Genomic DNA, 25,335 nt, shown 5'->3' on the forward strand with positions numbered 1-25,335 from the left:
TCGGGGTATGCCAGCCGCCACCGCCCGAGCCGGGCACAGCTCACTCGCCTCCGACCCGGAGGAGCCGCCGCTGCGCAAGCTGTACCGCAGCGCCGACGGGCGGATGCTGGGCGGCGTCGCGCGCGGGCTCGCCGGACACCTCGGGCTGCCGGTCGCCTGGGTCCGGTTCGTCTTCCTCGGCCTCTTCCTCAGCGACGGCCTGGGCGCCCTGCTGTACGCCGTCTTCTGGATCGTCGTCCCCCTCGGCGTCGGGGGTGTCGGCGGCGTCCACGCCCCGCGCTCGGTGTTCGAGATGGCGGCGGACGGCCGGCGCAAGCTCCGTAAACCGGACCCGGGCCAGCTCTTCGCGCTGGTCGCCCTGCTCATCGGGGCCGTCGTCTTCGTCGCCAACGTGGACATGGGCAGCAAGGCCGACCGCTACATCTGGCCGACGCTCCTCATCGGCGCGGGTTCCGTCCTCGTCTGGCGCCAGGCGGACAACGCCCGGCGCGCCCGCTGGATGGAGGTCGGCCGCCGCCGCCGGCTGCTGCAACTGGCCCGCGCGCTGGCCGGAGTGGCGCTGGTGGGCCTCGGGCTCGCCGTCTTCATGGTGGTGCGCGGCTCGGCCGCCCAGCTGGGCAACGTGCTGACCGCCGCCATCGCCGTCCTCACCGGTATCGCCCTGCTGGCCGGCCCCTACCTCGTCCGGATGGTCCAGGACCTCTCCGAGGAGCGCCTGATGCGCATCCGCGCCCAGGAGCGCGCCGAGGTCGCCGCCCATGTCCACGACTCCGTCCTGCACACCCTCACCCTGATCCAGCGCAACGCGGACGACGGCGGCGAGGTCAGACGCCTGGCCCGGGCCCAGGAGCGCGAGCTGCGCAACTGGCTCTACAACCCCGAGGGCACCGGCAAGGACGAGGACGACGAGCCGGAGACCCTGGCCGAGGCGGTGAAGCGGGCCGCCGCCGAGGTGGAGGACAAGCACGGCGTCCCCCTGGAGGTCGTGGTCGTCGGCGACTGCCCCCTCGACGACAAGCTGGGCGCACAGATGCAGTCCGCGCGCGAGGCGATGGTCAACGCCGCCAAGTACGGTGGCGAGGGCGGTGCCGTGCAGGTCTTCGCCGAGGTCGAGGGCGCCACGGTCTTCGTCTCCGTGAAGGACCGGGGTCCTGGCTTCGACCTGGACGAGGTTCCTGCCGACCGCATGGGCGTACGAGAATCAATCATCGGCCGGATGCAGCGCAACGGCGGCACTGCCCGGCTTCGTTCGGTGCCCGGCGGGGGCACCGAGGTCGAGCTGGAGATGGAAAGGGCGAGCGAATGACCGAGAACACCGAAGCCACCGGGGGCCCGGAGCGACGGGTACGGGTCGTGCTCGTCGACGACCACCGGATGTTCCGCACCGGCGTGCAGGCCGAGATCGGCCGCACCGAGGAGACTGGCGTCGAAGTGGTCGGCGAGGCCGCCGACGTCGACCAGGCGGTCACCGTCATCACGGCGACCCGCCCCGAGGTCGTCCTCCTCGACGTCCACCTCCCCGGCGGCGGCGGCGTCGAGGTGCTGCGCCGCTGCGCCCCGCTGATGGGTGCGGCCGAGGACCCGGTCCGCTTCCTCGCGCTCTCCGTCTCGGACGCCGCCGAGGACGTCATCGGGGTGATCCGGGGCGGCGCCCGGGGCTACGTCACCAAGACGATCACCGGCACCGACCTGGTCGACTCCATCTTCCGGGTCCAGGAGGGCGACGCGGTCTTCTCCCCGCGCCTGGCCGGCTTCGTGCTGGACGCCTTCGCCTCCACGGACGCCCCGCCGGTCGACGAGGACATGGACCGCCTCACCCAGCGCGAGCGCGAGGTGCTGCGGCTGATCGCCAGGGGGTATGCGTACAAGGAGATCGCGAAGCAGCTGTTCATCTCGGTGAAGACGGTGGAGTCGCATGTCTCGGCGGTGCTGCGCAAGCTCCAGCTCTCCAACCGGCACGAGCTGACCCGGTGGGCGACGGCGCGACGGCTGGTCTGAGCCGAGCGGGGCGGGCCGTGCGGGCCGGGCATCGCTCAGCCGCGCTCCGGCTTCAGAGGGGCAGCGAGATGTTGACCTTCTCGCCGACCCGGCGGTAGCCGATGCTCGCGTAGATCCGTTCCACGTCGGCGTCGCCCGGCTCCAGCCAGACGGCCCGGCACCCCTGGTCCAGGGCCCGTTCGGTCAGCCACGCGGAGAGCGCGGCGCCGATGCCCCGGCGGCGGAAGGGGGCGGCGACGGCGAGGCCGACCAGTTCGCTGAGGCGGTCGATCGGGACGGAGCAGCCGCCCGCCCCGGCCGGTGCGCCGTCCAGGACCGCCAGTGCGGCGACCCCGTCACCGGCCGCCGCCGTGCGCAGCCAGGTGATCGTCCCCAGCTCCGGCTCGCCCTCGCCGCCGAAGCCGTGGTGCTGGACGCGGGCGGCGTCGAGGAAATCCGTCCCGGTGGTGGGCACGGCGATGCGGAGGCCGTCGACCGGCTTCGGCGGACGGAGGCCGTCGCGGTCGCAGACGAGCAGCGGGGCCCGGTTCTCCACGGTGAACCCGGCGGCCAGCAGGGCCGGTTCGACGGCCGGGGCCCAGGCGGGCAGGAACTCCAGGCGCGGCAGCCGCTCCCGCTCCCGGAACGCCGCGACCAGGGACGCCACCTCGTCCGCCGTGGGTTCCGCGTCCTGGTCGGGGATGGCGAAGTTGGCGTATTTCAGCCCCCAGCCCGGGTTGTACCGGACGGTGAACGGGCCCACCCGGTAGTGGGTGGAGGTGCGCAGCGTGAGCGTGCGGGCGTAGTCCTGGACGGAGTTCGCCATCGGCATACGGGGTTTCCTTCGGCGGGAGAGGGACCGGCGCCGGGGACTATGCCACCCGGGTCGCTCCGGCGAAAGGCATTTGATCGATCGGCGCGATCCGCACCGGCGCTCCGGGGCGCGGGGCGTGGATCATCTGGCCGCCGCCGATGTAGAGCCCGACATGGCTGATGCCGGAGTAGAAGAAGACCAGGTCGCCGGGGGCCAGTTCGGAGCGGGAGACCCGCTGCCCGGCGTTGATCTGGGTGTAGGTGGTGCGGGGCAGGCTGACGCCCGCCGCCTGCCAGGCCGCCTGGGTCAGGCCGGAGCAGTCGAAGGCGTTGGGACCGGTCGCGCCCCAGACGTACGGCTTGCCGATCGCCCCGTGCGCGAAGGAGACGGCCCGCGCAGCCCGGGAGTTGGGCGCGGCGACCGGGGCGCGGGGCGCCGAGCGGTCGGCGTGGGTGGCTGAGCGGGCGGCGGGGGCCGCGGGGCCGCCGCCGTGGGCCGCGTCGGCCGAGCGCTCGTACGCGGCGCGCTCGGCGGCCGTGAGGGTGGCCAGGAGCGAGCGGGCGTCGGCCAGCTTGGTCCGGATCGCGGTGCGGTGTTCCTGCAACTCGGCACGGCGGGCGGCGAGCGCCTCGGTCTCCTGGTCGGCGCGGGCCTTGACCCGGGCGATGCCGGAGAGCTGGCGCCGGATGGAGCTGAGCAGGCTCGCCTGCCGGTCGCCCGCCCGGTCCAGGTGGGCGGCGCGCTCCAGGTAGCTGTCCGGGTCCGAGGAGAGCGCCAGCTGTACGGCGGGGTCCAGCGCGCCGGTGCGGTACTGGGCGGTGGCCATCGAACCGAGCGTGTGGCGTGCGGTGTTGAGGCGGTCGGTGCGGCGGGCCGCCTCGTCGGCCAGGGTGTCGACCGCCTTCGTGGCGGCCGCCTCCTTCTCCTTCGCCCCGTTGTACTTCTCGGTGGCGACCTCGGCGTCGTGGTAGAGCCGGTCGACCTTGGCCCGGACCTGGGCGGCGGTGGGTGCGGGCTCGGCGGGTGCGGCGCCGGCGCCGGTGGCCGAGGTGGCGGTGGCTGCCCCGGCGAGCGCCAGGGTGGCGGCGGTGCGGGCAGCAGGGCCGGTGAAGGGGCGCTGCTTGGGTTTCCGGTGAGCGGATTTCCGGTGCGCGGCCACGGGGGCGGCATCCTTCCTGTCGGCTGCCCGCCGGGGGATGCCGACAGGTCCGCCAGGGACGCTAATCCGGGCGCACGGAAAAGGTTCGCCATGACAGCTATTGCCCGGATGTGACGTTTCTTCGTCGGCGGACGACCGGCGATGTGGAGTCGGAACTGATCATTCCGGCAGGTTCGGGCGCGGGGCGGACAGTTCCGGCGAAGGGCCGAAGAAAGGCTTGCCTCACTGATCGGCGATGCTCTGGCCATGGCTAGGCTCCGGAGCCATGAACGCACTCATCGGCGTCTTCGTCGCCCTGCACATCATCGGCATCGCCTCCCTGCTGGGCGGCTTCCTGACCCAGATGAAGGCCATGGGCGCGGGCACCGCGCGCTTCGTTCCCGCCATGCTGCACGGCGCGCTCACCATGCTGGTCACCGGCGTCGCCCTGGTCGGGCTCAACCAGGCCGACGACCAGGCCGTCAACAACATCAAGATCGGCGTGAAGCTGGCGCTCCTCGTCGTCATCCTCGCGCTCGTCTACGTCAAGCGGGACGAGGAGAAGGTCGAGAAGGGCGCGTTCGCGGCGGTCGGCGGACTGACGGCCGCCAACATCTTCATCGCCACCCTCTGGACCTGAGGGGCCTGAGGGACCTGGGGGCCTGAGCACCTGAAGGGCCCCGGGGCGGCCGCTGCGACGCGACCGCCCCCTCGGCGGCACTACGCCGGGCGCACGCTGCCGTAGATCGGCATGTAGTAGATCGACTCCTCGCGGACGTTCGCCCCCGGCTTCGGGGCGTGGATCATCATCCCGTCGCCCTTGTAGATGCCGACGTGGCTGATGTCGTCGTAGAAGAAGACCAGGTCCCCGGGCTGGAGGTCCGACGTGGCGACCCGCGTGCCCACCTTCACCTGGTCCCAGGTGGTCCGGGGCAGCGTCACCCCCGCCTCCCGCCAGGCCGCCTGGGTCAGCCCGGAGCAGTCGTACGAGGACGGGCCCGAGGCCCCCCACACGTACGGCTTGCCGATCTGGGCGCGGGCGAAGGCCAGCACCTTCTCGGCCTTCGTGGCGTAGCTGCCGCCCGCCCCGGTCCCCGTACCCGTACCGGACCCCGGGCTCGTACCCGTACCCGTACCGCTGCCGGAACCGGAACCGCTGTCCCCGCCCGACTCCTTGGCGGCCTCCTCGCGGGCCCTCTTCTCCGCCGCCTCGCGCTCCTTGGCCTCGGCGGCCTGCCTGCGGGCCAGCTTCTCCGCCTTCTCCTTGGCCTCGGCCTCCTTCTTGCGCTCCAGCTCCGCCAGCCGCGCCTTCTCCTCGGCGGTCAGCTTCGAGAGCAGGGACCGGGCCTCGGTGAGCTTCGTCTGCACCTTCTGCTTGCTGGAGCGCAGGGTGGTCTGCGTCTCGGTGAGCGACTCCAGGCTCTTCACGGCCTCCGCGCGCTTCTTCGACGCCGCCGCCTGCTGCGCACGGAAGTCGTCGACGGCCTTCTGCTGCCGCTCCGTCGACCGGCTCATCACCTGGTTCTGGTCGAAGTACGCCTGCGGGTCGTCCGCCAGGAAGAAGGTCGCGGTGGGCGCGATACCGCCGGTGCGGTACTGCGCGGCCGCGTAGGACCCCAGCTCCCGGCGGGCCTCGTTGATCTTCTCGGTCCGCTTCGCCACATCGGAGAGCAGCGTGTCGACCTTGGCGCGCTGGGCGGTGGAGGCGGCCTTCGCCCGGTTGTACTGCTGGGTCGCGCTGCCCGCCTGGCGGTAGAGCTCGTCGACCTTCTTCTGGACGTCCTCGATGGCCGGCTTCGGCTCGGCGGGGGCGGCGGTCGCGCTCTGCGTGGAGAGCAGCGTCACAGAGGCCAGCGCGGCCGTCGTGAACCCGACGGCGGGGGTGGTGCGCACCTTCGTGCGCGGCTTGCGATGCGATGCCAAGACCGGCATCTCCTTCCGTGGACCGCCTACCGGGTTAGCTGTCGGGTTCGGACGGAACGGAAGGCTGTCCTACGGTCCGGATGCGAGGGTACGGACCGATTCACCCCGGTTGTGCGTGTGGGTCCCCGGTTCCGAACCGCCGGGAGGGCGGCACGGATTCGGCAGAGGTGACCGTGAGACGCGGTTCGTCTCAGGGAGATAACGGATCACCTGACCCAGCACGCTAGCCAACGCGTGGCACCGCTGGGAAGAAGGATGAGCGATATGCCCGATACATTTTCGTGACCTTTTCGGATCGGGGTCCCCGCACCCCCTCCGACCGGGCACTCCTTCACGGAACGTGAAAGTCCGCTCTCCGTGCGTACGGGGCCGGATGGCTGCTTGTGGCCTTCGGCCGAACGTTGTCGGTGCGGCCCCCTAGACTCGGATGGCGATGAGCAGCCTCTTTGACGACAGTTTCCTGACCGGCCTCCAGTCCACGGAGGACGGCCCGCCGCCGCCCCCGGAGGACCACGCACCCGAAGCGGTGCCGGAGGGTCTCTTCGAGGGTGTCTTCGACGCGCCCCCGCCGCCCCGGGACGGGTATTACCGGGACGGTCACCCGCGCCCGGTGATCGACGCCGCGGCGCTGCTGGACGGGCTGAACACCGAGCAGCGCGCCGCCGTCGTGCACGCCGGCTCCCCGCTGCTCATCGTCGCCGGGGCCGGCTCCGGCAAGACCCGGGTGCTGACCCACCGCATCGCCCATCTGCTGGCCGAGCGCGGGGTGCACCCGGGGCAGATCCTCGCGATCACCTTCACCAACAAGGCCGCGGGCGAGATGAAGGAGCGCGTGGAGCAGCTGGTGGGCCGCGCGCCAACGCGATGTGGGTCATGACCTTCCACAGCGCGTGCGTCCGCATCCTGCGCCGCGAGTCGAAGAAGCTCGGCTTCACCTCGTCGTTCTCGATCTACGACGCCGCCGACTCCAAGCGGCTGATGGCCCTGGTCTGCCGCGATCTGGACCTGGACCCCAAGCGCTACCCGCCGAAGTCCTTCACCGCCAAGGTCTCCAACCTCAAGAACGAGCTCATCGACGAGGAGACCTTCGCGGGACAGGCCGCCGACGGGTTCGAGAAGACCCTGGCCCAGGCGTACGCGCTCTACCAGGCCCGTCTGCGCGAGGCCAACGCGCTGGACTTCGACGACATCATCATGACGACGGTCCACCTCCTCCAGGCCTTCCCGGACGTCGCCGAGCACTACCGCCGCCGCTTCCGCCACGTCCTGGTCGACGAGTACCAGGACACCAACCACGCCCAGTACACGCTGGTACGTGAGCTGGTCGGCCCCTCCGGAGAGGCCGCCGACGCCCCCGCCGAGCTGTGCGTCGTCGGTGACGCGGACCAGTCGATCTACGCCTTCCGCGGCGCGACCATCCGCAACATCCTCCAGTTCGAGGAGGACTACCCGGACGCGAAGACGATCCTGCTGGAGCAGAACTACCGCTCCACGCAGACGATCCTCTCCGCCGCCAACGCGGTCATCGAGCGCAACGAGAGCCGCCGCCCCAAGAACCTGTGGACCAACGCCGGCTCCGGCGCCCGCATCACCGGCTATGTGGCCGACACCGAGCACGACGAGGCGCAGTTCGTCGCCGACGAGATCGACCGGCTGACGGACAAGGGCGACGCCAAGGCGGGCGACGTCGCCGTCTTCTACCGGACCAACGCCCAGTCCCGTGTCTTCGAGGAGATCTTCATCCGCGTCGGCCTGCCCTACAAGGTCGTCGGCGGCGTGCGCTTCTACGAGCGCAAGGAGGTCCGGGACGTCCTGGCCTACCTCCGCGTCCTCGCCAACCCCGAGGACACCGTCCCGCTGCGCCGCATCCTCAACGTGCCCAAGCGCGGCATCGGCGACCGCGCCGAGGCCATGATCGACGCCCTGTCACTGCGCGAGAAGATCTCCTTCCCGCAGGCGCTGCGCCGCGTCGACGAGGCGTACGGCATGGCGGCCCGCTCCTCCAACGCCGTCAAGCGGTTCAACACGCTGATGGAGGAGCTGCGGACGATCGTCGAGTCCGGCGCCGGACCCGCCGTCGTGCTGGAAGCGGTGCTGGAGCGCACGGGCTATCTCGCCGAGCTCCAGGCATCCACGGACCCGCAGGACGAGACCCGTATCGAGAACCTCCAGGAACTCGCCGCCGTGGCCCTGGAGTTCGAGCAGGAGCGCGGGGACGAGGAGGGCACCGGCACGCTCGCGGAGTTCCTGGAGAAGGTCGCGCTGGTCGCCGACTCGGACCAGATCCCCGACGAGGACGAGGACGGATCCGGCGTCATCACGCTGATGACCCTGCACACGGCGAAGGGCCTGGAGTTCCCGGTCGTCTTCCTCACCGGCATGGAGGACGGCGTCTTCCCGCACATGCGGGCCCTCGGCCAGACCAAGGAGCTGGAGGAGGAGCGCCGGCTGGCGTACGTCGGCATCACCCGCGCCCGCGAGCGGCTCTATCTGACCCGGGCCGCCATGCGCAGCGCCTGGGGCCAGCCCTCGTACAACCCGCCCTCGCGGTTCCTGGAGGAGATCCCGGAAGCGCACCTGGAGTGGAAGCGCAAGGGCCCGATGGCCGCCCCCGCCGGACCCACCTCGGGCATCACGTCCTCGCTCTCCTCCTCGCGCTCCCGCTCCGGCCCCTCGGGCTTCGCGACCCGGCGCGGCACGGAGAGGCCCACGGTCACGCTGGTGGTCGGGGACCGGGTCACGCACGACCAGTTCGGGCTCGGCACGGTGACGGCGGTCGAGGGGTTCGGCGACCAGGCCAAGGCGACGGTGGACTTCGGCGACGAGCGTCCGAAGAAGCTGCTCCTGCGGTACGCACCGGTCGAGAAGCTGTAGTCGGGAGAGCGCGGGGCGAGGTACGCGAGAGGGGCGGGACGGCTGGTGAAGCCGTCCCGCCCCTCTCGTCGTGTCGCTGTGCGGTCAGGTCGGGTCGACGCCGTGGCTGCGCAGCCAGGCCAGCGGGTCCACCGACGCGCCGCCGCCGGGACGGACCTCGAAGTGGAGGTGCGGACCGGTGGAGTTGCCGGAGCTGCCCGCGTACGCGATGACGTCGCCGGCCTTCACCGGGCCGGAGCGGATCTTGGTGCTGCTGAGGTGGCAGTACCAGGTCTCCGTGCCGTCGGCCATGGTCACGATCGCCATGTTGCCGTAGGCGCTGTTGTACTGGGTGCGTACGGTGCCGTCGGTCGCGGCCATCACCGGGGAGCCGTAGCCGACGGGGAAGTCGATGCCCGTGTGCACGGACATCCAGTTGACACCCGCCTGGCCGTAGTACGCACTGAGCCCGTGCTGCTTGACCGGCAGGACGAACTTGGGGCGCAGCGCCTCGCGGCGTGCGGCCTCCTCCTCGCGCTTCTTCTTCTCCTCGACCTGCCGCTGCTTCAGGTCGATGCGCTCCTGGGTGCGGCTCGCGCGCTGGCGGAAGTCGTCGCTGCCCTCGGAGAGCTGCTCCAGCTGGCTGTCCAGCTTGTTGTTCGCGGCGACCGGCTTGACCGTGCTCGGGTCGGCGATGGCCAGCGAGGTGGTCTTCTCCTGCTTGTCGTCGTCACTGATCCCGCTGACGGAGGCGGCCGCGATACCGGCGACGCTCATCACGCAGGCGGAGGGGACCGCGACGGTCAGGAGGGCGGACCGCTTGGCGGGGCTGCGGCGGCGGGCCCGGTTGCGCGGGCCGGGGGTGCGGACGACGGTGCGGTCCACGGAGAGCGGGGCGGGGCCGGAGGTGTCGCCGTCGTCCGTCGCGGTGGCGGCTTCCGGGTGCGGGGCGAGGCCCTCGTCGTGACCGGCCTCCTGGCCGGCTTCGAGGCCGCTGTCGTGACCTGTTCCGAGCTCGGAACCGATGACGGCGAACTCGGCGGTGCCGCCCTCTTCGTGCGTCTGCTGTTCGTACAGCTGATGCGACGTCTGTTCGGGTTCGTACGCGGCGTCCCCGGGCGTGGCGCCGGTGTTCCAGGCGGTCGCGTCATAGGCGCCGGTGTCGTACGTCCCCGTGTCGTACGCGCCGGTGTCGTACGCCCCGGTGGTATAGGCGGTGGTGTCGTACGCGCCGGTCCCGTAGGGGTCCGTTCCGTACGAGCCGTCGGTCACGTAGGCGCTGCCCGTGTCGTACGTGGCGGTGGCGTACGCGCCGGTGTCGTAACCGTCGCTCTCGTACGTGCCCGTCTCCGCCCCGTACGTGCCCGTCCCGTACGGCGCGGTGCCGTACGCGGCCGTGGTGGACCCGGCGGTGGGGAAGGCGCCCGTGTCGGTGGTCGCCCACTGGCCGGCCATGTCCCGCTCGGCGGGCTGCTGCTGCCAGACCGGCGTCGCGCCGGTGTCCCACTGCTGGGCGGCGGCGTGCTCCGCCGGGGCGGCGTACGCGTCGTACATGACGGTCTGCTGCGCGCCCGTGTCCCAGGCGGAGGAATCGTACGAGCCGGTCTGGGCACCATAAGAGGTGTCGTAACCGGAAGCCGCGTAGTCCGCGGTGTCGGAACCACCCGGGAGGGAACCGAAGAGCGGGTCGGTGTCGAAGCTGCCGGTCGATCGGGTGTCGTATCCGACGGGCCCGGCGTGGGGGTGCTGGTCGTTCACCAACTTCTCTCTCGCCTCGGCAGCAGGACTGTTCTGGGTCCCGGTGAGGGGGGTCCCATGGGGGAAGCAGTGGCCGCGACTGTACCCGGCAGTATGTGAGGACGACAATCTTCGGCAGGTTTTGCGTCCTCAGGAAACGGGCAATCGGCCGTCTTTCGGTGGACGGCAGGCAGAGGCTTGGCCCTATGTTCGAGAGTTGTTCTATTTTAAGCGACAGTGGTCGTTCCGGTTGAGGGCGCTGTGCCCTCCCGGGCCTCCTGTGACTCCAGGGCGTCGAGGACCGCTGTGGCGACCGCCGGGTGCACCGGCAGCGCGAGATGCCCGATTCCGGTGACGCGCACGTTCGCGGCGTCGAGGTCGGGGTGGTCGACGCAGGCCGTGTCGACCGGGACCATCATCTGGTCCAGCTCGCTCCAGAAGCTGACGAACTTGGTCCGGCAGCCGGGGGCGGGGCGGCGCAGCTCCTCGATCAGCGTGGACCCGCCGCGCATCTGCCGCACGATGGGGTGAAGGCCGGCCCCGGGGGCGACGGCGGTGCCGCCGTGCGGGGTGCCGAGCGTGACGAGGGTGCGCACCCGGCGGTCGCCGCCCAGCCGTTGCACGTAGTAGCGGGCGATCAGGCCGCCGAGGCTGTGCCCGACGATGTCGACCTCACGCTGCCCGGTGCGGGCGCAGAGCTCCTCCACATGGCGGCCGAGCAGCTCGGCGGCGGTGCGCGGGTCGCGGGTGAACGGCGAGTAGTTGAGGGACGCCAGGTGGCGGCGGCCGTGCCGGGCGAGCGCGCGGCGCAGCAGCACGAAGACGGAGCGGTTGTCGATGAACCCGTGGAGGAGGACGACGGGGCGCTCGGCGGAGGGGGCCCCGGGCAGCACGGGCGGCCCCGGGGATGAGGCCGGGGTGCGGCGCTCCTGGGTGAGCCCGAAGGGGTAGACGGCCAGGTGGCCGGTGAGGACCACGAGCTCCAGCACGGTGGCGCCGAGCAGCGCGGTGGAGAGCCGGGGGCCCGGCAGTCCGGGGAGCCGGGGCAGCAGGGAGAGGAGAGGGAGGACCTTCACGCCGACCTCCTGCACTGGCGCACCGGGGAGGCGGCGATGAGGCCGTACCACCGTGCCGTGCGGCTGGCGGCGCGGTGGTACGGCGACCTCGTAACGGCCCTCCCTGCGTCGGTCCCGCGCGGCCGGATTGCCGCGTTCCACGGGGGGGCGACGCCTGGCGAACATGTCCCACGTGTGATTTCCCCCTCCCCGCCTGCCGCGAAACGGCGGCTTGCGGGATGCTGTGGATAACGTTCGTTCACATCCCCGGCCCTTCAGGCGCGGGAGACCATGTGGAGGCAGTGATGGGTGTGACCGGTCCGATCCGTGTGGTGGTGGCCAAGCCGGGACTCGACGGCCATGACCGCGGGGCCAAGGTGATCGCGCGGGCGCTGCGGGACGCCGGTATGGAAGTCATCTATACGGGGCTCCACCAGACACCCGAGCAGATCGTCGACACGGCGATCCAGGAGGACGCCGACGCCATCGGCCTCTCGATCCTCTCCGGGGCGCACAACACCCTGTTCGCGAAGGTGATCGAGCTGCTGAGGGAGCGGGAGGCGGAGGACATCAAGGTGTTCGGCGGCGGGATCATCCCGGAGGACGACATCGCCCCGCTGAAGCAGCTGGGCGTGGCGGAGCTCTTCACCCCGGGCGCGACGACGACCGAGATCGTCACCTGGGTGAACGCGAACGTCCGCCAGCCCGCACAGACCTGACGCGCGGGCCGCGCGTGCGTGGGTGACCCGGGCGGGCACATGTGCGCGGCGGCCGGGGCCGATGCGGGCGCGCTTACGTGGCCGGGGTGGGCCGCGTACGTCGCCGCTGCCCGGTCGGGCCGCGCGTGGCGGCGTCGGGGGTGGGCCGGGCCGCGCATGCGTAGGCCAGCGGAAGCGGGGGTCAGATCGTCAGCTCCGCCTCCATCGCGGCACGCAGGCGCAGTGTGGAGACCAGGCGCTGGAACGCCTCCGCCCAGTAGCCCCCCGCCCCCGGCGAGGCCCCCTCCTGCTCGTCCGGGGTGGCGGTGAGGACCTCCAGCCGGTCGGCCTCGGCCGGGTCCAGGCAGCGCTCGGCCAGACCCATCACCCCGCTGAAGCTCCACGGGTAACTCCCGCCGTCCCGGGCGATGTCGAGGGCGTCGACCACGGCGCGCCCCAGCGGGCCCGTCCACGGCACCGTGCAGACGCCGAGCAGCTGGAACGCCTCGGACAGCCCGTGCGCGGCTATGAACGCGGCGACCCAGTCGGCGCGTTCGGCCTCGGACAGCACCGCCAGGAGCTTGGACCGCTCGGCGATCGACGCGGGCCCGGGGGAGCCGGCCGGGGGCGCCGAGGCCACGCCGAGCAGGGCCCGCGCCCACCTCGGGTTCCGCTGGCGCACCGCGGCCCGGCACCAGGCGGCGTGCAGCTCGCCCGCCCAGTCGTCGGCGACCGGCAGCGCCACGATCTCCGCCGCCGGGCGTCCGCCGAACCGCTCGTGCCAGACCCCGAGCGGGGTGGCCTCCACCAGCTGCCCGAGCCACCAGGACCGCTCGCCCCGGCCTGTCGGCGGAACGGGCGCCACCCCGTCGCGCTGCATCCCGGCGTCGCACTCGTGCGGCGCCTCCACGGCGATGGACGCACCCGCCCCCGTACGGTCGGGGTTGACGCAGGACGTCGCCCGGGCCGCCATCCGCCCGGCCAGAGCCGAAGTGGGCAGGGCGGAGAGCAGCTCGGCCGCCGTGGCGCGCACGTTGCGGCTGCGGTCGGCGAGCGCCTGCTCCAGGAACTCCTCGTCCCCGGGGCCGAGCCCGGCCCGCAGGGAGTCCAGGAACATCAGCCGGTCCTCGGCCCGCTCGGTGGACCAGGCCGTGGTGAGCAGGGCGAGCGCGGCGGCGGGATCCTGCGCCCGCACGGCGTCGAGGAGCGCGACCCGCTCCGCGAACAGCCCCTCCTCCCACAGTCGGCGCACCGCCTCCGGATCGCCGGTGTCGGGTGCGAGCGAGCCGCCCGCGGACCCGCGCAGCGCGAACTTCCACTCCGGGTTCAGCGCGGCCAGCCACAGTCCGAGCGGTCCGGCGAAGGCGAGCGCCTGCGGGCGCAGGTCGGTGCGGGCCCGCGCCGCGTCCAGCAGCGGCGGCACCAGGTCGGCCGGGGGCCGGAACCCCCGCCGGTTGGCGGTGGCCAGCCACTGGGGGATCAGCTCGGTCAGGTCGGGCGTCGCGCCGCGCCGCCCGGAGGCGGTCGGCGCGGCCCGGTCGGCGAGCAGCTGCGTGAGCCGGTGCCGGGCCCCCTCGGGGAGGTGCGGGCGCGGGTCGCGCGGCGCGGGCACGGGCCTGGCCCCCGCCACGGCGGGCAGCAGCCCGGCCCGCCGCCGCACGGTGTGCAGGGCGGCGGCGCCCAGCAGCGCGGCCGGACCGTCGGCGGGCACCGGGCCCCCGGGCACCACGGGCGGACGGCGGTCGGTACCGAGCAGCGCCGAGGTGACCAGCTCCTCCCAGGGGAGGGACGCGAGGGCGTGGGCTGCGGTGGTGGTCGGGCCGGTGGCGGCAGTGGTGGCGGACGTGGGCCCGCTCGGATCGGTGGTGGTGCGAGGCATCAGGTCCCCTTCGGTGAAGTTCAGGGCGGTCGTGGCGGGTTCGGCAGCCTGTGGTGGGACGGAGGGCGGGAGCAGGACAGGGGGCGGTCGGTGGGGCTGGGCGGTGGCCCATGAGGTGCCCGCCCGAGATCGCCCGTCCCGATCAGATGAGCCGTACGATCCCGTCCGCCGCGTCCCCGGGCGCTGAAGCGGCCCCGGACCGGCCCCCGCACCCCGCCCCCACGCCCCACGCCGCGAACGGGTCGAAGCCGCGATGGCCCACCTCGCCGAAGACCGTGACCGGGCCGCCGCCGGACAGGGCGACGAGCTTCCACAGGCCCGGGCGGGACAGTGCCGCCGAGGAGAGGGGCAGCGCGGACTCGCCCTTCGCGTCGGCCAGTTGCCAGCCGCCATCGGACGGCACGGGTATGACGTCCCGCACGGTGACCGGCCAGGCGTCCAGCCAGGGATCGCCCCGCAGCGCCTCCCCGTAGGCGGCCAGGGCGGCCGCCGTGGAGCCTCCCGGCGGCGGTGTGCCCGGCACCGGGGCGGGGGCATCGGGTGCACCAGGCGCATCGGGCCTCACGGACGCGGCGGGCATGGTGAACCGGCGGCCCAGATCGGCCCGGAGGCCGCCGCCCGGATACGGCGTGAGCTCGGCGTCGATCGTGACGCCCACCGGCAGCGCCGGCTCCGGGGCGCGGCCCGCCGCACCGAAGGAGAGCAGCAGGGCCGTGCGGCCCGACTCCCTCCCGTACAGCCAGATCCGCCGGGAGGTGAGCCGGCCGTCCGCCATGTCGTACTGCGCGAGGACGAGCCACCGGTCGCGGACCGGCGGGCCCTCGGCGGACAGGGGCAGCCCCACCCGCGTACGCACCGTCGAGGCCAGCGGCTCCGGCAGCCGCTCCCGGCCCAGCCAGGCCGTGTCCAGCAGATGGAGCAGGCCGCATTCCTCCAGCAGCCGCACCGGCCAGCCGGGCCCGGAGCCCGGTATGGCCCCCAACTCCCGCACCCGGCCCGCCAGTCCGGGCGCCTGTGCGTCGACCATGCGGGCTGCGGTCTCCTCCCACAGGGTGTAGCCCGCGCGGTCGGCCGTGGCGAGACCGCCCCGCAGCAGGTCGGTGAGGCGCTGCTCCAGCTCCAGCGCCCCCGAGGTGACCCGCTCGGCCCGGCGCTCCGCCCGCTTCCTGGCGGCCGCACCGTCGGCAGGGTCCGCAGCCTCCCCGCTCGCGGCGGCCTCCTGCTTGGACTGCTTGGCCTCCGCCCGTCCCCGGCGGGCCGTGAGCCACTGCTCGGCCCAGTCGGCCGGCTCCCCCTGGTGGACCGCGCCGTCGCCGGAGGCCCGGAGCAGCAGCAGCCCCAGCGCGTGCTTGCAGGGGAACTTACGGCTCGGGCAACTGCACTTGTACGCCGGGCCCGTGGTGTCGACCACCGTCTGATACGGCTTGCTGCCGCTTCCCTTGCACAGCCCCCACACCGCCCCCGATCCGTCGAAGCCGGTCCCCGACCAGTGCCCGGCCGCGGCCAGCTTGTTCCCCGCCTTGCGTGATGCGTCGTCAGGAGCCAGGGACAGCACCTGCTCCACCGTCCAGCGCGCCACCGATTCCGTGGCGGGCAAGGGTTCTCCCCCGTGAGATAGCAGCATGGGAACGACGGTAGGGGCCACCACTGACAGTCCGCTCCGACCTGCGCGTTCGCTGCTCGGCGACTGATGTGACTTTACCTTCCCTTTGTGTTTTCCTGCGGTCTCCGCGCCCGGAACGGATCCGGGCCGCGGACCGATCCAGGGGGGATCCCAGATGAAGCGCACCACCCGCACGACCGGCACCGGCGGCCGCCTTCGCACGGCCGCGTGCGCCCTCGCGGTCACCGGCCTCGTGTTCGGCCTCGGGGCCTGTTCGGCCGAGTCGGTGGACGAGGCGGCCGCCAAGGCGGTCGACAAGGCCGTGGACGAGACGTACGACGTCACCTACGAGGTGACCGGCACGAGCGTCGACGAGATCGCGTTCCACGGCGGGGGCGGCGACGCGATGGACCCGAAGCTGGAGACCGTCACCTCGCCCGCCCTGCCGTGGAAGAAGACCGTGACGCTGCGCGGCATCATGCCGCCCGCCGTGATGCCGATGGCGGTCGAGGCCGACGGCGCCGACGTCACCTGCACCATCACGTACCAGGGCAAGGTCATCAAGGAGGCCGAGGGCGAGGGCATGCTCACGGCGGGCGGCTGCGTCGCCGTCTCGCCGATCGTGGGCTGACCCAGGCCGCGCAGGGGTCCTGACCACAGGTCAGGACCCCTGAAAGCCCAGCTCGGGGCCGATTGTCAGTGGCATGGTGCACGGTGGGAACCACATCAGGTCGACCGATCAGTCGACGATCTGGAGGGGGATCCATGACCGTGCCCGAAACCACCACCGCAGTCGGCCAGGCGTCCGGCGCCCAGGCGCTGCGCCCGCACGCCGAGGACGCGTTCGCCGACGAGCTGAAGGCGCTCGCCGCCGCAGACGACCGCCCCAGGCCCGCCCGCTGGCGCCTCTCGCCCTGGGCCGTCGCCACCTATCTCCAGGGCGGGACACTGCATGACGGAACGGTGATCACACCGAAGTACGTGGGCCCGCGCCGGCTGATCGAAGTGGCCGTGACCACCCTGGCCACCGACCGCGCGCTGCTCCTGCTCGGCGTCCCCGGCACCGCCAAGACGTGGGTCTCCGAACACCTCGCCGCCGCCGTCAGCGGTGACTCCACCCTCCTCGTGCAGGGCACCGCCGGCACCCCGGAGGAAGCCGTCCGCTACGGGTGGAACTACGCCCAGCTGCTGGCCCACGGCCCCAGCCGCGACGCGCTGGTGCCCAGCCCGCTCATGCGGGCCATGTCGGAGGGCATGACCGCCCGGGTCGAGGAGCTGACCCGCATCCCCGCCGATGTGCAGGACTCGCTCATCACGATCCTGTCCGAGAAGACCCTCCCCATCCCCGAGCTGGGGCAGGAGGTCCAGGCCGTCCGCGGCTTCAACGTGATCGCCACGGCCAACGACCGCGACCGGGGCGTCAACGAGCTCTCCAGCGCGCTGCGCCGCCGGTTCAACACCGTCGTCCTGCCACTGCCCGCGACGCCCGACGCCGAGGTCGACATCGTCTCCCGGCGCGTCGACCAGATCGGACGCTCGCTGGACCTGCCTGCCGCGCCGGAGGGGCTCTCCGAGATCCGGCGTGTGGTGACGGTCTTCCGCGAGCTGCGCGACGGCGTCACCACCGACGGGCGCACCAAGCTCAAGTCGCCCTCGGGCACGCTCTCCACGGCCGAGGCGATCTCCGTCGTCACCAACGGACTCGCCCTCGCCGCCCACTTCGGCGACGGCATCCTGCGCCCGGGCGATGTCGCCGCGGGCATCCTCGGCGCGGTCGTCCGGGACCCGGCCGCGGACCGCGTGGTCTGGCAGGAGTACCTGGAGACCGTGGTGCGCGAGCGGGACGGCTGGAAGGACTTCTACCGCGCCTGCCGCGAGGTCTCCGTATGAGCGACCAGACCACTACGGGACCCGCCGCCTCCGGACCCGCCGCCTCCGGACCTGCCGCCTCCGGACCCGCTGCCTTCGGGCCTGCCGCCTCCGGGCCGGACAGCGCCGCCTCCGGACCCGCCGACGACCCGTCCTCCTCCGGCCCGAGCGCCTCTGACCCGGCTGCCTCCGAACCCGCCGCCTCCGGGCAGGTCAGCGCCGCCTCCGAGCCGGTCACCGACGCCGCCTCCGAGCCGGTCACCGCCGCCCCGGCCGACGCCGCCCCCGTGGCCGCCGCGTTCGCCTCCGGGCCGTTGCTGCTCGGTGTGCGGCATCACGGTCCCGGCTCCGCACGTGCGGTCCGGGCCGCGCTCGAAGCCGCTCGCCCCGCCGCCGTTCTCATCGAGGGGCCGCCCGAGGGCGACGCGCTGCTGCCGCTCGCCGCCGACCCGCAGATGCGGCCGCCCGTCGCCCTGCTGGCCCATGCCGTGGACGACCCGGGGCGGGCCGCCTTCTGGCCGCTGGCCGAGTTCTCGCCGGAGTGGGTGGCGATCCGCTGGGCCCTCGCCCACGACGTCCCGGTCCGCTTCATCGACCTCCCCGCCACCCACTCCCTCGCCCTGAAGGAGCCCCGCGGCGACCAACGGCCCGGCGAGGAGACCGCACCCGCCCCGGAGACCCCTGAGGCTGCCCGCATCCCTGAGGCTGACCGGACCCCTGAGGCTTCCGACGGGGAGGTCGCCGTCACCCCCCTCGTCGACCCGATCCGGGTGCTCGCCGAGACCGCCGGATACGACGACCCCGAGCGCTGGTGGGAGGACGTGGTCGAACACCGCTCACCGGCCGCCGACGCCACCGCCGACGCGCTCACCCCGTTCACCGCGCTCGCCGAGGCCATGACGGCCCTGCGCGAGGCGTACGGGGACGGCGGGCATCCCCGGGACGCCGTGCGCGAGGCGTACATGCGGATCCAACTGCGCACGGCACGCAAGGAGTTCGGGGACACCGTCGCCGTCGTCTGCGGCGCCTGGCACGTCCCGGCGCTCGCCGCCCGCACCACCCTCGCCGCCGACCGCGCCCTCCTCAAGGGGCTCCCGAAGGCCAAGGCCGAGATGACCTGGGTGCCGTGGACCCACCGCAGGCTCGCCCGGCACAGCGGTTACGGCGCCGGGATCGACTCACCCGGCTGGTACGGGCACCTCTTCGGCGCCGCAGACCGGCCGATCGAACGCTGGATGACGAAGGTCGCCGGACTGCTCCGCGAGGAGGACCGGTTCGTCTCCACCGCCCATGTCATCGAGGCCGTCCGGCTCGCCGAGGCGCTCGCGGCGATGCGGGGCCGCCCGCTGGCCGGGCTGAGCGAGACCACCGACGCGGTACGGGCCGTGATGTGCGAGGGCTCCGACGTGCCCCTCGCACTCGTCCAGGACCGCCTCGTCGTCGGCGAGACCCTCGGCGAGGTGCCCGACAGCGCCCCCGCCGTCCCGCTCCAGCGCGATCTGACCCGCAGCCAGCGCACCCTGAGGCTCAAGCCGGAGGCCCTGGAGCGGGAGCTGGATCTCGACCTGCGCAAGGAGACCGACGCGGCCAGGAGCCGGCTCCTGCACCGGCTGCGCCTCCTCTCCATCGGCTGGGGTGAGCCGGCCGTGGGCCGGGGCAGCACCGGCACCTTCCGGGAGAGCTGGCGGCTGCGCTGGGAGCCGGAGCTGCACGTCCGGGTCGCCGAGGCCGGGGTGTGGGGGACCACGGTCGCGACCGCCGCCACGGCGAAGGCCGAGTCCCAGGCCCTCGCCGCGACCGCGCTCTCCGAGGTCACCGCACTCGCCGAGCACTGCCTCCTGGCCGGGCTGCCCGACGCCCTGCCCGTCGTCATGAAGGCCCTCGCCGACCGCGCCGCACTCGACGCGGACGTCGGCCACCTCGCCGACGCCCTCCCCGCCCTCGCCCGCTCCCTGCGCTACGGGGACGTGCGTTCCACGGACACGGCCGCGCTCGCCGAGGTCGCCGCAGGCCTGGCCGAGCGGATCTGCGTCGGCCTGCCCCCGGCCTGCACCGGCCTCGACACGGACGGGGCCGAGGCGCTGCGCCGCCAGGTCGACGGGGTGCACAGCGCGATCGGGCTGCTCGTCGCCGGTGCCGCGCCAGCCGAAGGGCTCCGGGACCGCTGGGGCACCGTCCTGCGCAAGCTGGCCGGCCGTGACACGGTCGCCGGGGTGATCCGGGGCCGCGCCACCCGGCTCCTCCTCGACGAGGGGCGGCTGACCGAGGACGAGGCGGCCCGCCTGATGGGCCTGGCCCTCTCGCCCGGCACCCCGCCCACCGACGCGGCGGCCTGGATCGAGGGGTTCGTCGGCGGGGCGTCCGGCGGCGGCATGCTGCTGGTCCACGACGAGCGGCTGCTCTCCCTGGTCGACGCCTGGCTCACCGGCGTGCCCGCCGACACGTTCACCGACGTGCTGCCGCTCCTGCGCCGTACGTTCTCCGCCTACGAACCGGGCGTACGCCGCACCCTCGGCGAGCTCGTCCGGCGCGGCCCCGTCCCCGAGCACTCCGGGGGCGACGCCACGGACCACGCCTACCCGGGCTTCGGACCCGGCCTCGACACGGAGCGGGCCGACGCGGTGGAGCAGGTGCTGCGCCTGCTCCTCGCCCCGGCGCCCGAGCCCGCGGAGGCCACCGCATGACCGCACACGCCACCCGGCACGCCATACAGGACCACGACCGAACGGGGGAGACGGTGGAGACGGAGACAGCGACGGCACAGCCCTCGGCACGCCCCGCCGACAGCGAGCGGATGCGGCGATGGCGCATGGTGCTCGGCGCGGACAGCGCGGAGAGCACCGGCTGCACCCTGACCGGGCAGGACGCCGCGATGGACGGCGCACTCGACGCGCTCTACGGAGGGGGCGGCGGCAAGAAGCCCGGCGGCCGGAGCGGCGGGCGTTCGGCCGGGCTCGGCGCCTCGGCCCCCTCCGTCGCCCGCTGGCTCGGCGACATCCGGACGTACTTCCCCAGCTCCGTCGTCCAGGTCATGCAGCGCGACGCGATCGACCGGCTCGGCCTCTCCGCGCTGCTGCTGGAGCCGGAGATGCTGGAGGCCGTCGAGGCGGACGTCCACCTCGTCGGCACCCTGCTCTCCCTCAACAAGGCCATGCCCGAGACGACCAAGGAGACCGCCCGCGCCGTCGTCCGCAAGGTCGTCGACGACCTGGAGAAGCGGCTGGAGAGCCGCACCCGGGCCACCCTCACCGGCGCCCTGGACCGCTCCGCGCGGATCAGCCGCCCGCGCCACCGGGACATCGACTGGGACCGCACGATCCGGGCCAACCTGAAGAACTACCTGACCGTCCCGGGCGCGGACGGCGCCCCTGACACGGGTACGGTCGTCCCGGAGCGCCTCATCGGCTACGGCCGCGCCTCGCAGTCGGTGAAGAAGGACGTCATCCTCTGCATCGACCAGTCCGGGTCGATGGCCGCCTCCGTCGTCTACGCCTCGGTCTTCGGCGCCGTGCTCGCCTCCATGCGCACCCTCGCCACCCGCCTCGTCGTCTTCGACACGGCGGTCGTCGACCTCACCGACCAGCTGGACGACCCGGTCGACGTCCTCTTCGGCACCCAGCTCGGCGGCGGCACCGACATCAACCGGGCGCTCGCCTACTGCCAGTCGAAGATCACCCGCCCCGCCGACACCGTCGTCGTCCTCATCAGCGATCTCTACGAGGGCGGCATCCGGGACGAGATGCTCAAGCGGGTCGCGGCGATGAAGGCGTCCGGCGTGCAGTTCGTGACCCTGCTCGCCCTCTCCGACGAGGGCGCCCCCGCCTACGACCACGAGCACGCGGCAGCACTCGGCGCGCTGGGCGCCCCCGCGTTCGCCTGTACGCCGGACCTCTTCCCGGACATCATGGCCGCCGCGATCGAGAAGCGGCCCCTGCCCATACCGGACAAGGAGACCGGGTCGTAGCCACCTGACGATCCAGCCTCGGACACGATCGGACACGGCCAGGGACGCGCCCCTCCAGCACCCTCTGTGACCGTTATCACCGCTCAGTTGTGATCTGCGATTTAGGGTCACACGGAGTGCGGGGATAACCTGCCGGATGGACATGCCGCGTACTCGGACACCGTGTGCGCCTTCCTGGTGACAGAGCAGTCACGTTGCCCTTCGCGGCACTGCCCACGCAGAAGAACGAACCGCGATACCACTGAAAAGGGACGGACGCGCGTGGACCTGTTCGAGTACCAGGCGAGGGACCTCTTCGCCAAGCACGGTGTACCGGTGCTGGCCGGTGAAGTCATCGACACGCCTGAGGCAGCCCGCGAGGCGACCGAGAAGCTGGGCGGCAAGTCTGTCGTCAAGGCGCAGGTGAAGGTCGGCGGCCGCGGCAAGGCCGGCGGCGTCAAGCTGGCCGCCGACGCCGACGAGGCGGTCGCCCGGGCGACCGACATCCTCGGCATGGACATCAAGGGCCACACGGTCCACAAGGTGATGATCGCCGAGCTGTCGCCGGAGATCGAGGCGGAGTACTACGTCTCGTACCTCCTGGACCGCACCAACCGCACCTTCCTGGCCATGGCCTCGGTGCAGGGCGGCATGGACATCGAGGAGGTCGCGGAGAAGACCCCCGAGGCCCTCGCGAAGGTCCCGGTCGACTCCAACTCCGGCGTGGACATCGTCAAGGCCCGCGAGATCGTGGCCCAGGCGAAGTTCCCGGCCGAGGTGGCCGAGAAGGTCGCCGAGGTCCTGGTGACGCTGTGGGACACCTTCGTCGCCGAGGACGCGCTCCTCGTCGAGGTGAACCCGCTGGTCAAGACCAAGGACGGCCGCATCCTGGCGCTGGACGGCAAGGTCTCGCTCGACGAGAACGCCGACTTCCGCCAGCCGGGCCACGAGGCTCTGGAGGACAAGGACGCAGCCAACCCGCTCGAGGCTGCCGCCAAGGCCAAGAACCTCAACTACGTCAAGCTGGACGGCGAGGTCGGCATCATCGGTAACGGTGCCGGTCTGGTCATGTCGACCCTGGACGTCGTCGCGTACGCCGGTGAGCAGCACGGCGACGTGAAGCCCGCCAACTTCCTCGACATCGGTGGCGGCGCCTCGGCCGAGGTCATGGCCAACGGCCTGGAGATCATCCTCGGCGACCCGGACGTCAAGTCCGTCTTCGTCAACGTCTTCGGTGGCATCACCGCCTGCGACGAGGTCGCCAACGGCATCGTGCAGGCGCTCGCGCTCCTGGAGTCCAAGGGCGAGAAGGTCGAGAAGCCGCTGGTCGTGCGTCTCGACGGCAACAACGCGGAGCTGGGTCGCAAGATCCTCTCCGACGCCAACCACCCGCTCGTGCAGCGTGTGGACACCATGGACGGCGCGGCCGACAAGGCCGCCGAGCTCGCCGCGGCTGCGAAGTAAGGACGAGGGACTCCACACCATGGCTATCTTCCTCACCAAGGACAGCAAGGTCATCGTCCAGGGGATGACCGGCGCCACGGGCATGAAGCACACCAAGCTCATGCTGGCCGACGGCACCAACATCGTCGGCGGCGTGAACCCGCGCAAGGCCGGCACCTCCGTCGACTTCGACGGCACCGAGGTCCCGGTCTTCGGCTCCGTCGCCGAGGCGATGGAGAAGACGGGCGCCAACGTCTCCGTCCTCTTCGTGCCCCCGGCCTTCTCCAAGGCCGCCGTCGTCGAGGCGATCGACGCCGAGATCCCGCTCGCGGTCGTCATCACCGAGGGCATCGCCGTTCACGACTCCGCCGCCTTCTGGGCGTACGCGAACGAGAAGGGCAACAAGACCCGGATCATCGGTCCGAACTGCCCGGGTCTCATCACCCCCGGCCAGTCCAACGCCGGCATCATCCCGGGCGACATCACCAAGCCCGGCCGCATCGGTCTCGTGTCCAAGTCCGGCACGCTGACCTACCAGATGATGTACGAGCTCCGTGACATCGGCTTCTCCTCCGCCGTCGGTATCGGTGGCGACCCGATCATCGGTACGACGCACATCGACGCTCTCGCGGCGTTCGAGGCCGACCCCGAGACCGACCTCATCGTGATGATCGGCGAGATCGGTGGCGACGCCGAGGAGCGTGCCGCCGACTTCATCGCGAAGAACGTCACGAAGCCGGTCGTCGGCTACGTCGCGGGCTTCACCGCCCCCGAGGGCAAGACCATGGGCCACGCGGGCGCCATCGTCTCCGGCTCCTCCGGCACCGCCCAGGCGAAGAAGGAGGCCCTCGAGGCCGCCGGCGTGAAGGTCGGCAAGACGCCGACCGAGACCGCCAAGCTGGCGCGCGAGATCCTCGGCGCCTGATCCGGGCAGCCGAGCACGCTTGAACGGCGCGGGCCCGCACCCCTGAGCAAGGGGTGCGGGCCCGCGCCGTTCGCCGTTCCAGGCCGGCCGGGACCGGGGTCAGGGAATGCGCGGCACCAGCCGTTCCGGGCCGTGCGCCGGCTGCTCCTTCAGCGACTTCTGCAGCTTCAGGTCCTGGGCGGTCAGCTTCTGCGGACCACCGCGCGGCGGCACGCCCCCGACCCGTTCGGGGGGCGAGATCGGCTGCTCGTAATGTGTGGGCGCCGTGTGCAGGGTGAGCGCGGTCGCGCCGATGAGCAGGGCGGCGAAGGCGATGGCGGCCCGGGTCCAGAGCCGCGCCTTGCTCTCGCCGCCGGTACGTACGGTGCGGGCGGGCGCCGGGGCCGGGACGTGTTCGGCGCGGGCGAGTCCGCCGAGCCGGTCGTGGAGCAGCTCGGACTGTTCGGCGGGCGAGGCGGCCGCCGCCAGTTCGGGCAGCCGCTCGGCGACGGCGGCCCGGGCCACCTCCAGCCGCCCCGCCGCCGCCGGAGTGGACGCCTCCGTCTCGGCCGCCGTCTCCGGCAGGTCCAGGCCGATCCCGTCGTAGAGGAGCAGGGTGCGCCGGTAGGCCGGGGGCAGATCGAGGAGAGCCTCGAACAGGGCGCGCCGGGCCGGTTCGGAGGGCGGGGCGTCGGGCTGCCGGTGGACGCGGCGCAGCCGGTGCCAGGGGGAGATCGCGTACTCGTACGCCGCCGCGCGCACCCACCCCACCGGGTCCCGGTCCACGGCCACCTCGGGCCACCGGTGCCAGGCCAGCTGGAAGGCCCGCTCCACGGACTCCCGCGCCAGACTGCGACGGCCGGTCAGGAGGTAGGTCTGCCGTACGAGTCCGGGGGCGGCGTGGGCGTACAGCGCGTCGAACGCCTCATCGGGGGAGAGCCGGGGCGGGGCGGGCGCCGGCTCGGGAGGCGGGGGAGGGGCTGCCGGTACGGGAGGTGCCGACGCGGTCACCGGGCCCGACGCGGTCGCCGGCGCCGAACCGCTCACCGGCTCAGACGCGCTCGCGGGAGCGGGCCCGGCCGCGATCACGGACGCGGGCTCGGGCCCGCTCACGGGAGGCGGCACGGGAGGCCGTTTCACCTTCGGCTCCGGCTCCGGCTCCGCCTTCGGCTTCGGTTCGGGCGCGATGAGCCGGGCGTACAGCGCGCGCTTGCGGCCGCGCGGGCTCGTGCGCCCCGTCTCCCAGGAGCGCACGGTGGCGCGCGTGACGCCCACGGCCTCCGCCACCTGCTGCTCCGTCAGCGACTTCGCCTCGCGCAGTCTGCGCCGCTCCTTGGGGGAGGGCAGCGGCGGTGCGGCGGCCTCGTCGGTGGTGCTCCGGGTCATGGACGACCCCCGGCAGCGCTGCACTGGGAGAAAAAGTACATAAACGTATATTGAGCGACACGGCGGCTGTTCGCGCGTTACGCGGGATAAGCGCGTGTCGTTGGGAGCATGGG

Annotated in this window: 18 protein-coding genes, 1 pseudogene and 1 riboswitch; of the genes and pseudogenes, 11 read left to right on the forward strand and 8 right to left on the reverse strand. The window is 72.8% G+C overall.

All coding sequences use genetic code 11. The features are described from left to right. Positions 1-7 precede the first annotated feature (7 nt). A complete protein-coding gene (locus D6270_RS21140) occupies positions 8-1,306 on the forward strand; it encodes an ATP-binding protein (protein WP_109164043.1) in 1,299 nt (432 codons plus the stop codon). Beyond that, positions 1,303-1,998, forward strand: coding sequence for a LuxR C-terminal-related transcriptional regulator (locus tag D6270_RS21145; protein ID WP_093691859.1), 696 nt, complete (start codon positions 1,303-1,305; stop codon positions 1,996-1,998). Before D6270_RS21140 ends, D6270_RS21145 begins: the two co-directional genes overlap by 4 nt. A 52-nt stretch (positions 1,999-2,050) precedes the next feature. Here D6270_RS21145 and D6270_RS21150 read toward each other — a convergent pair whose 3' ends face one another. Together D6270_RS21150 and D6270_RS21155 are read right to left on the reverse strand one after the other, a co-directional pair. Further along, the gene (locus D6270_RS21150; protein ID WP_109164042.1) at positions 2,051-2,809 is read right to left on the reverse strand and encodes a GNAT family N-acetyltransferase; all 759 of its coding nucleotides are present in this window, start codon (positions 2,807-2,809) and stop codon (positions 2,051-2,053) included. Positions 2,810-2,849: 40 nt separating this feature from the next. After that, positions 2,850-3,950, reverse strand: a complete 1,101-nt coding sequence (locus D6270_RS21155) for a C40 family peptidase (protein ID WP_109164041.1) — start codon at positions 3,948-3,950, stop codon at positions 2,850-2,852. 265 nt (positions 3,951-4,215) lie between these two features. On the opposite strand from D6270_RS21155, the gene D6270_RS21160 reads away from it, so the two are divergent. Further along, on the forward strand, positions 4,216-4,569 hold the full coding sequence (locus tag D6270_RS21160) for a hypothetical protein (protein WP_109164040.1): 354 nt from the start codon (positions 4,216-4,218) through the stop codon (positions 4,567-4,569). Positions 4,570-4,649: 80 nt separating this feature from the next. On the opposite strand, the gene D6270_RS21165 is transcribed toward D6270_RS21160, so the two are convergent. Then, the gene (locus D6270_RS21165) at positions 4,650-5,861 is read right to left on the reverse strand and encodes a C40 family peptidase (protein ID WP_109164039.1); all 1,212 of its coding nucleotides are present in this window, start codon (positions 5,859-5,861) and stop codon (positions 4,650-4,652) included. Next, a riboswitch (cyclic di-AMP (ydaO/yuaA leader) is annotated at positions 5,860-6,026 on the reverse strand. Its footprint overlaps the gene before it by 2 nt. A gap of 259 nt (positions 6,027-6,285) precedes the next feature. Between D6270_RS21165 and pcrA the strand changes: the two are divergent. Then, positions 6,286-8,726 (forward strand): annotated as a pseudogene (gene pcrA, locus D6270_RS21170) (DNA helicase PcrA). Between the two features lie 84 nt (positions 8,727-8,810). Here the strand turns inward: pcrA and D6270_RS21175 are convergent. Then, positions 8,811-10,463, reverse strand: coding sequence for a peptidoglycan DD-metalloendopeptidase family protein (locus D6270_RS21175; RefSeq protein ID WP_109164037.1), 1,653 nt, complete (start codon positions 10,461-10,463; stop codon positions 8,811-8,813). Positions 10,464-10,669: 206 nt separating this feature from the next. Next, positions 10,670-11,518, reverse strand: a complete 849-nt coding sequence (locus tag D6270_RS21180) for a lipase family alpha/beta hydrolase (protein WP_109167334.1) — start codon at positions 11,516-11,518, stop codon at positions 10,670-10,672. 284 nt (positions 11,519-11,802) lie between these two features. On the opposite strand from D6270_RS21180, the gene D6270_RS21185 reads away from it, so the two are divergent. Then, entirely contained in the window at positions 11,803-12,216 is a 414-nt protein-coding gene (locus D6270_RS21185) for a coenzyme B12-dependent isobutyryl CoA mutase small subunit (protein WP_109164036.1), read from the forward strand. Positions 12,217-12,397: 181 nt separating this feature from the next. Here D6270_RS21185 and D6270_RS21190 read toward each other — a convergent pair whose 3' ends face one another. Continuing rightward, positions 12,398-14,074 (reverse strand): DUF5691 domain-containing protein, encoded by a 1,677-nt coding sequence (locus D6270_RS21190; RefSeq protein ID WP_109164035.1) that lies wholly within the window; start codon positions 14,072-14,074, stop codon positions 12,398-12,400. Positions 14,075-14,216: 142 nt separating this feature from the next. Further along, on the reverse strand, positions 14,217-15,698 hold the full coding sequence (locus D6270_RS21195; RefSeq protein ID WP_109164034.1) for an SWIM zinc finger family protein: 1,482 nt from the start codon (positions 15,696-15,698) through the stop codon (positions 14,217-14,219). Positions 15,699-15,852: 154 nt separating this feature from the next. Between D6270_RS21195 and D6270_RS21200 the strand changes: the two genes are divergently transcribed. The 6 genes from D6270_RS21200 (at position 15,853) to sucD (ending at position 23,857) form a co-directional block, all read left to right on the forward strand. Then, positions 15,853-16,308 (forward strand): MmpS family transport accessory protein, encoded by a 456-nt coding sequence (locus D6270_RS21200; RefSeq protein ID WP_109164033.1) that lies wholly within the window; start codon positions 15,853-15,855, stop codon positions 16,306-16,308. A gap of 134 nt (positions 16,309-16,442) precedes the next feature. Continuing rightward, entirely contained in the window at positions 16,443-17,567 is a 1,125-nt protein-coding gene (locus D6270_RS21205; protein WP_109164032.1) for an ATP-binding protein, read from the forward strand. Next, positions 17,564-20,230 carry a DUF5682 family protein gene (locus D6270_RS21215; RefSeq protein WP_225976918.1) on the forward strand — a complete coding sequence of 889 codons (2,667 nt, stop codon included), beginning with the start codon at positions 17,564-17,566 and terminating at the stop codon, positions 20,228-20,230. Before D6270_RS21205 ends, D6270_RS21215 begins: the two co-directional genes overlap by 4 nt. Then, positions 20,227-21,510, forward strand: coding sequence for a VWA domain-containing protein (locus tag D6270_RS21220; RefSeq protein WP_109164031.1), 1,284 nt, complete (start codon positions 20,227-20,229; stop codon positions 21,508-21,510). The genes D6270_RS21215 and D6270_RS21220 overlap by 4 nt, the downstream gene beginning before the upstream one ends. Before the next feature lie 261 nt (positions 21,511-21,771). Further along, positions 21,772-22,953, forward strand: a complete 1,182-nt coding sequence (gene sucC, locus D6270_RS21225; protein WP_109164030.1) for an ADP-forming succinate--CoA ligase subunit beta — start codon at positions 21,772-21,774, stop codon at positions 22,951-22,953. A gap of 19 nt (positions 22,954-22,972) precedes the next feature. Continuing rightward, on the forward strand, positions 22,973-23,857 hold the full coding sequence (gene sucD, locus D6270_RS21230; protein ID WP_093690497.1) for a succinate--CoA ligase subunit alpha: 885 nt from the start codon (positions 22,973-22,975) through the stop codon (positions 23,855-23,857). A gap of 99 nt (positions 23,858-23,956) precedes the next feature. Here the strand turns inward: sucD and D6270_RS21235 are convergent, their stop codons facing one another. After that, entirely contained in the window at positions 23,957-25,222 is a 1,266-nt protein-coding gene (locus D6270_RS21235) for a helix-turn-helix domain-containing protein (RefSeq protein WP_109164029.1), read from the reverse strand. Between the last annotated feature and the right edge of the window lie 113 nt (positions 25,223-25,335).

This window comes from Streptomyces griseus subsp. griseus (genome assembly GCF_003610995.1).
Classification (GTDB): Bacteria; Actinomycetota; Actinomycetes; order Streptomycetales; family Streptomycetaceae; genus Streptomyces.

What these genes read in the sequence shown, in the direction of transcription:
- D6270_RS21140 (WP_109164043.1), top strand. Translation starts at nt 8, where the DNA reads ATGCCAGCCGCCACCGCCCGAGCCGGGCACAGCTCACTCGCCTCCGAC.
- D6270_RS21145 (WP_093691859.1), top strand. Translation starts at nt 1,303, where the DNA reads ATGACCGAGAACACCGAAGCCACCGGGGGCCCGGAGCGACGGGTACGG.
- D6270_RS21150 (WP_109164042.1), bottom strand. Translation starts at nt 2,809, where the DNA reads ATGCCGATGGCGAACTCCGTCCAGGACTACGCCCGCACGCTCACGCTG.
- D6270_RS21160 (WP_109164040.1), top strand. Translation starts at nt 4,216, where the DNA reads ATGAACGCACTCATCGGCGTCTTCGTCGCCCTGCACATCATCGGCATC.
- D6270_RS21165 (WP_109164039.1), bottom strand. Translation starts at nt 5,861, where the DNA reads ATGCCGGTCTTGGCATCGCATCGCAAGCCGCGCACGAAGGTGCGCACC.
- D6270_RS21185 (WP_109164036.1), top strand. Translation starts at nt 11,803, where the DNA reads ATGGGTGTGACCGGTCCGATCCGTGTGGTGGTGGCCAAGCCGGGACTC.
- D6270_RS21190 (WP_109164035.1), bottom strand. Translation starts at nt 14,074, where the DNA reads ATGCCTCGCACCACCACCGATCCGAGCGGGCCCACGTCCGCCACCACT.
- D6270_RS21195 (WP_109164034.1), bottom strand. Translation starts at nt 15,698, where the DNA reads ATGCTGCTATCTCACGGGGGAGAACCCTTGCCCGCCACGGAATCGGTG.
- D6270_RS21200 (WP_109164033.1), top strand. Translation starts at nt 15,853, where the DNA reads ATGAAGCGCACCACCCGCACGACCGGCACCGGCGGCCGCCTTCGCACG.
- D6270_RS21205 (WP_109164032.1), top strand. Translation starts at nt 16,443, where the DNA reads ATGACCGTGCCCGAAACCACCACCGCAGTCGGCCAGGCGTCCGGCGCC.
- D6270_RS21215 (WP_225976918.1), top strand. Translation starts at nt 17,564, where the DNA reads ATGAGCGACCAGACCACTACGGGACCCGCCGCCTCCGGACCCGCCGCC.
- D6270_RS21220 (WP_109164031.1), top strand. Translation starts at nt 20,227, where the DNA reads ATGACCGCACACGCCACCCGGCACGCCATACAGGACCACGACCGAACG.
- sucD (WP_093690497.1), top strand. Translation starts at nt 22,973, where the DNA reads ATGGCTATCTTCCTCACCAAGGACAGCAAGGTCATCGTCCAGGGGATG.
- D6270_RS21235 (WP_109164029.1), bottom strand. Translation starts at nt 25,222, where the DNA reads ATGACCCGGAGCACCACCGACGAGGCCGCCGCACCGCCGCTGCCCTCC.